Origin of the sequence: Burkholderia sp. ABCPW 11 (assembly GCF_001523445.1) — a bacterium.
Classification (GTDB): Bacteria; Pseudomonadota; Gammaproteobacteria; order Burkholderiales; family Burkholderiaceae; genus Burkholderia.
Window position 1 is genome coordinate 232,291 of the sequence record NZ_LOVM01000049.1, and the last position, 10,672, is coordinate 242,962.

A 10,672-nucleotide genomic window follows, 5' to 3' on the forward strand; every position below is an offset into this window, starting at 1 on the left:
GCCCGCGCCGCGCCGCCGCACGGACGGCGGCGCGGCGCGGGCGGGCGTCCGGATGCGCTCAGCGGCCGCCGGCCACCCAGCGCGCCGTCGCGTCGGCGACACGCCGGCCGAACGCTTTCGCGGTGTCGAGGTCGCCGGGCAGCGGGCCCTCGTCGGGCGTCGCGTCCGCCGGCGATTGCGCGAGCAGGCCCGTGAAGCCGCCGACGTAGTTGATGTCGTTGCGCGTGGCCGCCTTCGAGTTGGCCGGCATCATGCCCGTGCCGACCCACACCATCCCATGTTGCATCGCCAGCGTGACGAAATACTGAATCGTCGAGAACTTGTCGCCGTTCATCGTCGCCGAGTTCGTGAAACCCGCGGCGATCTTGTCCTTCCATTTCTGCGTAAACCACGGTTTCGACGTGGCATCGGCGAACTGCTTGAACTGCGCGGACGGGCCGCCCATGTAGGTCGGCGCGCCGAAGACGATCGCGTCCGCCGCGTCGAGCGCGGCCCAGCCCGCGTCGTCGAGCTCGCCGACGGCGATGAGGCGTGCGGTGGCGCCGGCATCCTGCGCACCCGCGTGCACGGCCTCGGCCAGTTTCTGCGTGTGACCGTAGCCGCTGTGATAGACGATGACGATGTTCGACATGAAGCGTTCTCCGGAAAGGGATGGGAACGGCCGAGCGCAGGCTCGCCGCGTCGCGCGCCGCACGCGGGCGGCGCGACGGATACGCGGCGGGGCGCCGCGACCGGTGCTGCCGAGTCTAGCAAGCCGAAATGACGGGAAAAAGCGCGCGGGCCGCGCACTGAAATTCGCCGGCGCGGGCAATCGTGCCACGCAACGGGCGGCGGCGCGCGAGTGCCTACTGTCCGTAAGTGACCGTGAGTTGCGCGGCGCCGATCGCGAGCGTGCCGATTTCATGCTCGAACATCGGCGCGGGGCGGCCCTGCGAGACGCGCAGGTCGGTGCCTTTCAGCGCGTAGACGGTGATCACGTAGCGATGCGGCTTGCCGGGCGGCGGGCACGGGCCGCCGTAGCCGTCGATCCCGAAATCGTTGCGCGCCTCGCTCGCGCCGATGCGGCGCAGGAAGCCGGATGCGCTCGCGTCGGCCGGCAGGCTCGTGACGGTCGCGGGGATGCCCGCGACGGCCCAGTGCCACCAGCCGTGCCCGGGCGCGTCGGGATCGAACATCGTGACCGCGTAGCCGCGCGTGCCGGGCGGCGGGTTGCGCCACGCGAGTTGCGGCGAGCGGTTCGCGCCCTTGCAGTCGCCGCGGTCGAACACGTTCGCGGCCCGCACGCGGGCGCCCGGCGTCAGGTCGTCGCTCGTCACGGTGAACGGGCCTTCCGCATGCGCGGGCAGCACCGCGAAAACGGCGGCGTACAGGAGGGCGGGGAGGCGGAGCGGAGACGGGCGACCCGATGGCGCAGGCGGAGCGATCCGGCGATCCACACGCATATGGCGCTTCTCCCGTCACGTGGGCCGGGCCGAGGCTCCCGGCATTGTTGGCGTTGTGTGTTGCCCGCGCCGCCGACGGCGGCGATGGATCAAGTCTAGCATTAGGGTTCGATGAGCGACGCACACCGGCGAGCGCGATTGCGATCGGTCAGGGCGCCGGTCGGCGGACGAAAAAAAGCCGCCTGCGATGAAGCAGGCGGCTTTCTCGGCCAGTGCGCCGGCACGCATGCCGGCGTGGCGTCATTCCTTCGGGGCCGTCGCGCCGCCGTGCGCGGCCGACCACTCGGCCGGTGCGTGCAGGAATTTCTCGACTTCGTCGAGCGTCTTCGTCTCGAAGTAGCCCGAGGCCTTCGCGACGCGCAGCACGTCCCACCACGTGGCGAGCGCGTGCAGGTCGACGTCGATGTCCTTCAGGACCGACACGCTTTCCTTGAAGATGTCGTAGTGGAACAGCACGAAGCAGTGGTTCACCTTCGCGCCGGCGGTGCGCAGCGCGTTGACGAAGTTGATCTTGCTGCGGCTGTCGGTCGTCAGGTCTTCCACCAGCAGCACACGCGAGCCTTCCTCGAGATGGCCTTCGATCTGCGCATTGCGGCCGAAACCCTTCGGCTTTTTGCGCACGTACTGCATCGGCACCATCATCCGGTCCGCGATCCAGGCCGCGAACGGGATGCCGGCCGTCTCGCCGCCCGCCACCGCGTCGATCTGCTCGAAGCCGATGTCGCGCGTGATCGTCGTTTCCGCCATTTCCATCAGCGCACGGCGCACGCGCGGATACGAGATCAGCTTGCGGCAGTCGATATAGACGGGGCTTGCCCAGCCGGACGTGAAGATGAACGGTTTTTCGGCATTGAAGTGCACCGCCTGCACTTCGAGCAGGATTTTGGCGGTCGTATCCGAGATCGACTGACGATCGTAGCCTGTCATGGGCATTCCTTGGGTGATGAGCGAGGAGCGGGCGCGGGCCCGGTGGCGCAGCAAGGGAACCCGCCCGGGGGGCCGGGGCGCGATCGGCGGACCAATCGCATCGCTGCGCGCGTAGCCGGCTATTTTACCCGATCCAGGCCGGTTTTCGGCGGAATTCGCGCGGGTTCGCGATGCCGCTCGCCACCGGCGAAACAAACGGGCGCGACCAGTTCGATGCTGATGCCGGGGATGCGGCGGTGCACCAACAGAGGTCATTTAGGGGGTGTACACTAGGCGACCCTTGGAAATCGTTCAGTACTTTGTACTTTCCTCTTGCCATCCGCCAAGGTTCGATGGCGTGCCGATCCGGCGCGTCGCGGGCCGTCTCGCAGTCGACCATCCCCTCGATTCAAGCAGACGCGGCCGAAGGTGCTGTGTACTGAGTCGTCACAATTTCGCATGTCTCTCGCAGGTCAATCATGGACGAACAACTGAAGCAGGCCGCTCTCGCTTATCACCTGAACCCGAAACCCGGCAAGATTTCGGTCACCCCGACCAAGCCGCTGTCGAACCAGCTCGATCTGTCGCTCGCGTATTCGCCGGGCGTCGCCGCCGCGTGCGAGGCGATCCACGCCGATCCGCTCGACGCGCAGAAGTACACGTCGCGCGGCAACCTCGTCGGCGTCATCACGAACGGTACGGCCGTGCTCGGTCTGGGCAACATCGGCCCGCTCGCCGCGAAGCCGGTGATGGAAGGCAAGGGCTGCCTCTTCAAGAAATTCGCGGGCATCGACGTGTTCGACATCGAACTGTCGGAATCCGACCCCGACAAGCTCGTCGAGGCGATCGCGATGCTCGAGCCGACGCTCGGCGGCATCAACCTCGAGGACATCAAGGCGCCGGAATGCTTCTACATCGAGCAGAAGCTGCGCGAGCGCATGAAGATCCCCGTCTTCCACGACGACCAGCACGGCACCGCGATCATCGCGTCGGCCGCGATCCTGAACGGCCTGAAGGTCGTCGGCAAGAAGCTGTCGGAAGTGAAGCTCGTGTGCTCGGGCGCGGGCGCCGCAGCGATCGCGTGTCTGGACCTGCTGGTGAACCTCGGCCTCACGAAGTCGAACATCCTCGTCGCCGATTCGAAGGGCGTGATCTACGAAGGGCGCGGCAACCTCGATCCGTCGAAGCAGCGCTATGCGGCGAACACCGACGCGCGCACGCTCGCCGACGCGATCGTCGGCGCGGACGTGTTCCTCGGCTGCTCGAGCGCGGGCGTGCTGAAGCAGGACATGGTCAAGACGATGGGCGATCGCCCGCTGATCCTGGCGCTCGCGAACCCGGAACCGGAAATCCGCCCGGAAGACGCGAAGGCCGTGCGCCCGGACGCGATCGTCGCGACCGGCCGTTCGGACTACCCGAACCAGGTCAACAACGTGCTGTGCTTCCCGTTCATCTTCCGCGGCGCGCTCGACGTCGGCGCGACGACGATCACCGAGGAAATGAAGCTCGCGTGCGTGCGCGCGATCGCCGAGCTGGCCGAGGAAACCGACCAGAGCGAGGAAGTCGCGAAGGCGTATGAAGGCCATTCGCTCGAATTCGGGCCGGAGTACCTGATTCCGAAGCCGTTCGACCCGCGCCTGATCATCAAGATCGCGCCGGCCGTCGCCCAGGCCGCGATGGATTCGGGTGTCGCCACGCGTCCGATCCAGGACATGGACGCATACCGCGAGCAGCTCGGCGCGACCGTCTACCGCACCGGCATGGTGATGCGCCCGGTGTTCGCGGCGGCGAAGCAGAAGGAGGCCCGCATCGTGTTCGCCGAAGGCGAGGACGAGCGCGTGCTGCGCGCCGCGCAGTTCGTGCTGCTGGAAAAGATCGCGAAGCCGATCATCGTCGGCCGTCCGTCGGTCGTCGACATGCGCCTCGCGAAGATCGGCTCGAAGCTGAAGGCCGGCGTCGATTTCGAAATCGTCGATCCGGAAGACGATGCGCGCTACCACCGCTACTGGCAGGCGTATCAGGAGATCGGCGCGCGCGACGGCGTGACGCCGGAAGTCGCGAAGGCCGCGATGCGCAAGTTCAACACGCTGATCGGCGCGATGCTGGTGCACCTGGGCGATGCGGACGGGATGATCTGCGGGATGATCGACACGTTCCACAGCCACCTGAAATTCATCGAGCAGGTGCTGGGCCGTGCGAACGGCGCCGAGCACTTCGCCGCGATGAACCTGCTGATGCTGCCGGGCCGCAACCTGTTCGTGTGCGACACGTACGTGAACGAACTGCCGAGCGCCGACCAGCTCGCCGACATGACGATCCAGGCCGCGGCCGAGATCGAGCGCTTCGGCATCGCGCCGAAGGCCGCGCTGCTGTCGAACTCGAACTTCGGCAGCGCGCCGTCGGCGTCGTCGCGCCGGATGGCCGAGGCCCGCAAGCTGATCGTCGAACGTGCGCCGAACCTCGAAGTCGACGGCGAAATGCACGGCGACGCGGCGCTGTCGGAAATGATCCGCAAGCAGGCGTTCCCGGGCACGACGCTGTCGGGCGAAGCGAACCTGCTGATCATGCCGAACGTCGAAGCCGCGAACATCGCGTACAACCTGCTGAAGATGGTCGGCGGCGAAGGCGTGACGGTCGGCCCGTTCCTGCTCGGCGCGGCGAAGCCGGTCCACATCCTGACGCCGGCCGCGACCGTGCGCCGGATCATCAACATGACGGCCGTTGCCGCCGCGAACGTGAACACGAAGTAAGTTCACGTCCGCGGGTGCCGCGCATCAGGCGCGGTGCAATGAAAAACGCCACGGAACCTGCGTTCCGTGGCGTTTTTTTCGTGTGAACCGTAAAGGGCGGCGCGGGCGGGGCGTTCCGACCGCGAACGCTTCGCCCGCCGCGTACCGTTACGCGACCTGCTGGTGCGACTCGCCGCCTGCCGGCGAACGCCACTTCGCGAGCAGCGTGTGCCACTTCTGGCGCACCGCGCGCAGGTTGTTCTCCTTCACGTGACCGTAGCCTCGAATGCCGTCCGGCAGCGCCGCGAGCTCGAGCGCGAGCGGGCGGTTGGCCGCGTTCAGCCTGGCCAGCACCTCGCCGATCAGCGCTTCGTACTCGCCGATCAGCGCGCGCTCGGTGCGGCGCTCCGCGGTGCGGCCGAACGGATCGAGCCCCGTGCCGCGCAGGAACTTCGCCTTCGCGAGCAGCCGGAACGCCGACATCATCCACGGGCCGTACGCCTTCTTCACGAGATGGCCGTGCGCATCCGTCTTCGCGAACAGCGGCGGCGCGAGGTGGAATTTCAGCTTCCAGTCGCCTTCGAACTGAGCGGTCAGGCGCGCGAGGAACGCAGGATCGGACTGCAGCCGCGCGACCTCGTATTCGTCCTTGTACGCCATCAGCTTGAACAGGTTGCGCGCGACCGCTTCGGTCAGCGGCTCCTGCACGGTGTCGCCGTCCGCCAGCGCACGCTCGGTGGCGCGCACCTTGTCGACGAATGCCGCATAACGCGACGCGTACGCGGCGTTCTGGTACGCGGTGAGGAATGCCACGCGCTTTGCGATCAGCGCGTCGACCGCCTTCTTCGTGTGCAGCGAGATCACCGTGGCGCCTTGCGCGGGGCGGGCGTCGCCGGCCGCGGCCTGCTTTACGCTGGCGAGATCGTACGCGGCGCGGCGGCCCCAGTCGAACGCCGCGCGGTTCTTCTCGACCGATACCGCGTTCAGCTCGATCGCGCGTTCGAGCGACGCGAGCGTCAGCGGTAGCCAGCCCTTCTGCCATGCGTAGCCGAGCACGAACGGGTTCGTGTAGATCGCATCGCCGAGCAGCGCGACCGCGAAGCGGTTCGCGTCGATGAAGTCGACCGCGTCACCGGCCGCTGCGCGGATGTCGTTCTCGGCGGACACGCCGGGGAAGGCCCAGTTCGGGTTCTTGATGAACTCGGCGGTCGGCGTCTGCGCGCTGTTGACGACGACCCGTGTCGCGTCGTGCCGCATCCGCGACGTGCATTCGTCGCCGGCCGTGACGATCGCATCGCAGCCGATCACGAGATCGGCTTCGCCCATCGCGATCCGCGTGGCGTGGATGTCGGTCGGCGCGTGCGAGATCTGCACGTGGCTCATCACGGCGCCGCCTTTCTGCGCGAGGCCGGTGACGTCGAGCACGGTCACGCCCTTGTTCTCCAGGTGCGCGGCCATCCCGAGCAGCGCGCCGATCGTCACGACGCCCGTGCCGCCCACGCCCGTGACGAGCACGCCGTACGCGCGCTCGATGTCCGGCAGCGTCGGTTCGGGGATCGGCGGCAATGCGCTGCCGTCGACCGACACGGCCTTCGGCTTCTTCAACTGGCCGCCTTCGACCGTGACGAAGCTCGGGCAGAAGCCCTTCACGCACGAAAAGTCCTTGTTGCAGCTCGACTGGTTGATCTGGCGCTTCGTGCCGAATTCGGTTTCCAGCGGCTCGACCGACAGGCAGTTCGACTGCACCGAGCAGTCGCCGCAGCCTTCGCACACCGCTTCGTTGATCACGACGCGCTTGGCCGGGTCCGGATACGTGCCGCGTTTGCGACGGCGGCGCTTCTCGGTCGCGCAGGTCTGGTCGTAGATCAGGATCGTCGTGCCTTCGATCTCGCGCAGCTCGCGCTGCACGTCGTCGAGCTGGTCGCGGTGATGGATCGTCACGCCCGGTGCGAGCAGCGCCTTCTGGCTGTCGTACTTCTCCGGTTCGTCGGTGACGATCACGATCTTCTTCGCGCCTTCGGACGCGAGCTGATGCGTGATCTGCGGCACCGTCAGCACGCCGTCGACCGGCTGGCCGCCCGTCATTGCCACCGCGTCGTTGTAGAGGATCTTGTAGGTGATGTTCGCCTTCGACGAGATCGCCGCGCGCACCGCGAGCAGGCCCGAATGGAAATAGGTGCCGTCGCCGAGGTTCGCGAACACGTGCTTTTCGTCCGTGAACGGCGCCTGGCCGATCCACGGCACGCCTTCGCCGCCCATCTGGCTGAAGGTGCTCGTGCTGCGGTCCATCCACACGGTCATGTAGTGGCAGCCGATCCCCGCGATCGCGCGCGAGCCTTCCGGCACGTTGGTCGACGTGTTGTGCGGGCAGCCCGAACAGAACCACGGCTTGCGCTCGGTTTGCACGTGCGGCTTCGCGAGCGCCATTTCCTTCGCGTTGATCACCGCGAGCCGCGCGGCGATGCGCGCACGCACGTCGGACGGCAATTCGAACTTGTCGAGCCGCGTCGCGATCGCCTTCGCGATGATCGCCGGCGACAGCTCGTAGTGCGCGGGCAGCAGCCAGTTGCCCATCGGCACCGACCATTCGCCGCCGGCGCCGTCCTTCTCGTCGAACTTGCCGAACACGCGCGGGCGTTGCGCGTCGGGCCAGTTGTACAGCTCTTCCTTGATCGCGTATTCGAGGATCTGGCGCTTTTCCTCGACGACGAGGATTTCGTCGAGCCCGCGCGCGAATGCCTGCGCGCCCTGCGCTTCGAGCGGCCACACGCAGCCGACCTTGTAGAGCCGGATGCCGATCCGCGCGCAGGTTTCGTCGTCGAGGCCGAGGTCGATCAGCGCCTGGCGCACGTCGAGGTACGCCTTGCCGCCGGTCATGATCCCGAAGCGCGCATTCGGCGAGTCGATCTCGATCCGGTCGAGCTTGTTCGCGCGCACGTACGCGAGCGCCGCATACCACTTGTAGTCGAGCAGCCGCGCTTCCTGCACGAGCGGCGGATCGGGCCAGCGGATGTTCAGCCCGCCTTCCGGCAGGATGAAATCGGTCGGCAGCACGATCTCGGTACGATGCGGGTCGATGTCGACCGACGCCGATGATTCGACGACGTCCGTCACGCACTTGAGCGCGACCCACAGGCCCGAATAGCGGCTCATCGCCCAGCCGTGCAGGCCGAAATCGAGATATTCCTGCACGTTGGACGGAAACAGCACCGGCAGCCCGCAGGCCTTGAAGATGTGTTCGGATTGGTGCGCGAGCGTCGACGATTTCGCCGCGTGATCGTCGCCGGCGAGCACCAGCACGCCGCCGTGCTGCGACGAGCCGGCCGAGTTCGCGTGCTTGAAGACGTCGCCGGTGCGATCGACGCCCGGGCCCTTGCCGTACCACATGCCGAACACGCCGTCGTATTTTGCGCCCGGGTACAGGTTCACCTGCTGCGAGCCCCACACGGCGGTGGCGGCGAGGTCTTCGTTGAGGCCGGGCTGGAAGACGATCTGATGGGCGGCCAGATGCTGCTTGGCTTTCCAGAGCGACAGATCGAGGCCGCCGAGCGGCGAGCCGCGGTAGCCGGAGATGAAGCCGGCCGTATTGAGGCCGGCGGCGCGGTCGCGTTCCTGCTGGAGCATCGGCAGGCGCACGAGGGCCTGGATGCCGCTCATGTACGCGCGGCCGCGTTCCAGCGTGTATTTGTCGTCAAGCGTGACGGACTTCAGCGCGGCTTCTAGCGACGCGCGTTGGTCTGCGTCTAGCGGGGCATTCATTAACTGTCTCCTCCACCCGGTCTGGGATCACCAAAACTTCGGTTGCGTCGGCATCTTTTGGACGCGTCAGCAGTGGCCGGCATGTTCGCCGGTTTCAAGGGATGGTAGCACTGGGGCAAACCCGCCGCCCATCGGTCGCAACGCGGGGAAATGAGGGCGGCGCACTGCAAAACAGGGCGGGATGATGCGTTACATCATGTAAAAGCATGTAAAGCCGCATTGATCTGCCGGCAAATGCCGTTAATCTTGTCGGCCTGCCGGAGGTGCCCGGCCGCGTCGGTTCGTTCCGACGCAGTCGGGGAGGCGCCGGCAGTTTTACAGGAGGTGCAATGAACACACGTCATATCCAGAGTTTCCTGATCGTGTCCGCCGCGTTTTTCGCGATGACCGGCCCGGTGCACGCGCGCGGCGCGAGCGCACTGGCGGCAGCCGGCGCGCAGATGCGTCAGATCGTGCCGGCCCAGGACACCGCAGCACAGCCGTCGGCCGAACGTGCCGCCGAGTCGAAGGCGAACGTGCGTTGATGCGATCGCGCGGCCCGCGGGCTGCGCCGGTATGCAAAAAGGGCGGGAATCCGAGGGTTCCCGCCCTTTTTCTTTGTGCCGCCGGACCGCGTAGCCATCCCGGTTACTCGGGCGGCCGCCGCGCGGCGGCAGCGTCAGGCCTTGTCCTGCACGACGCCGCGGCGGATCTGGTCGAGCTCGATCGATTCGAACAGCGCCTTGAAGTTGCCTTCGCCGAAGCCCTGGTTGCCCTTGCGCTGGATGATCTCGAAGAAGATCGGTCCGATCTGGTTTTCGGTGAAGATCTGCAGCAGCAGGTCGTCGCGCGCGCCGTCGATCAGGATCTTGCGCTTCTTCAGCTCGTCCAGCGATTCGCCGTGGTTCGGCACGCGGCGGTCGACCAGCTCGTAATACGTGTCGATCGTGTCGAGCAGCTTCACTTCCTTGCTGCGCAGCCCGTCGACCGCCCGGTAGATGTCGCTCGCGCCGAGCGCGATGTGCTGGATGCCTTCGCCGTGATACGCGTCCAGGTATTCCTGGATCTGGCCGGCCGTATCCGAGCCTTCCTCGTTGATCGGGATGCGGATCTTGCCGCACGGCGACGTCATCGCCTTCGACTTCACGCCCGTCACCTTGCCCTCGATGTCGAAATAGCGCACTTCGCGGAAGTTGAACAGGCGTTCGTAGAACTCGGCCCATTCCTGCATGCGGCCGCGATGGACGTTGTGCGTCAGATGGTCGATGTAGGTGAGGCCGTGGCCGACCGGGTTCGGGTTCGCGCCGGGAATCGGTTCGAAGTCGACGTCGTAGATGCTGATGTCGCCGATCGCGCCCGGTTGTGCGCCGTTCTTGCCGCGCCAGCGGTCGACGAAGTAGATCAGCGAATCGCCGATGCCCTTGATCGCGGGGATGTTCAGTTCCATCGGGCCGGTCTTGTTGTCGAAGCCCCATGCGCCGAGCTCCAGCGCGTGCTGGTACGCCTTGGCGGCATCCTGCACGCGGAACGCGATCGCGCAGATCGACGGGCCGTGCAGCCGCGCGAAGCGTTGCGCGAACGAATCGGGTTCGGCGTTGATGATGAAATTGATATCGCCCTGGCGGTACACCGTCACGTCCTTGTGGCGATGGCGCGCGATCGCGGTGAAACCCATCCGTTCGAACAGTTGTCCGAGGGCTTTCGGGTCCGGTGCCGTGTATTCGATGAATTCGAAGCCGTCGGTGCCGACGGGGTTGTCCCAGGTGGGGATCTGCATGTCGTGTCTCCTTATATCTTCGATTTGCTTCAAACTTCAGTGGTGGCGCGCCGTTTGGCGCGCTGCTTTGCCGGTTGGCG

General features: G+C 66.6%; 7 protein-coding genes. 2 read left to right on the plus strand and 5 right to left on the minus strand.

The genetic code is table 11. The features are described 5' to 3' along the window. Nucleotides 1–58: 58 nt before the first annotated feature. The 3 genes from WS61_RS21945 to WS61_RS21955 all read right to left on the minus strand — a co-directional run bounded on the left by WS61_RS21945 (nt 59) and on the right by WS61_RS21955 (nt 2,369). A complete protein-coding gene (locus tag WS61_RS21945; RefSeq protein ID WP_027783284.1) occupies nt 59–631 on the minus strand; it encodes a flavodoxin family protein in 573 nt (190 codons plus the stop codon). 214 nt (nt 632–845) lie between these two features. Next, nucleotides 846–1,442 carry a YbhB/YbcL family Raf kinase inhibitor-like protein gene (locus WS61_RS21950; RefSeq protein ID WP_059503365.1) on the minus strand — a complete coding sequence of 199 codons (597 nt, stop codon included), beginning with the start codon at nt 1,440–1,442 and terminating at the stop codon, nt 846–848. A 240-nt stretch (nt 1,443–1,682) separates the two neighbouring features. After that, nucleotides 1,683–2,369, minus strand: coding sequence for an orotate phosphoribosyltransferase (locus WS61_RS21955; RefSeq protein ID WP_059503367.1), 687 nt, complete (start codon nt 2,367–2,369; stop codon nt 1,683–1,685). 458 nt (nt 2,370–2,827) lie between these two features. Between WS61_RS21955 and WS61_RS21960 the strand changes: the two genes are divergently transcribed. Then, entirely contained in the window at nt 2,828–5,098 is a 2,271-nt protein-coding gene (locus WS61_RS21960; RefSeq protein ID WP_059503368.1) for an NADP-dependent malic enzyme, read from the plus strand. A gap of 147 nt (nt 5,099–5,245) precedes the next feature. Here the strand turns inward: WS61_RS21960 and WS61_RS21965 are convergent, their stop codons facing one another. Next, nucleotides 5,246–8,836, minus strand: coding sequence for an indolepyruvate ferredoxin oxidoreductase family protein (locus tag WS61_RS21965; RefSeq protein WP_059503370.1), 3,591 nt, complete (start codon nt 8,834–8,836; stop codon nt 5,246–5,248). Between the two features lie 329 nt (nt 8,837–9,165). Between WS61_RS21965 and WS61_RS21970 the strand changes: the two genes are divergently transcribed. Next, nucleotides 9,166–9,360: a hypothetical protein gene (locus WS61_RS21970; RefSeq protein ID WP_034209530.1), complete on the plus strand. Its 195-nt coding sequence runs from the start codon at nt 9,166–9,168 to the stop codon at nt 9,358–9,360. A 134-nt stretch (nt 9,361–9,494) separates the two neighbouring features. Here WS61_RS21970 and hppD read toward each other — a convergent pair whose 3' ends face one another. Further along, the gene (gene hppD / locus WS61_RS21975; protein WP_059503372.1) at nt 9,495–10,592 is read right to left on the minus strand and encodes a 4-hydroxyphenylpyruvate dioxygenase; all 1,098 of its coding nucleotides are present in this window, start codon (nt 10,590–10,592) and stop codon (nt 9,495–9,497) included. Nucleotides 10,593–10,672: the final 80 nt, after the last annotated feature.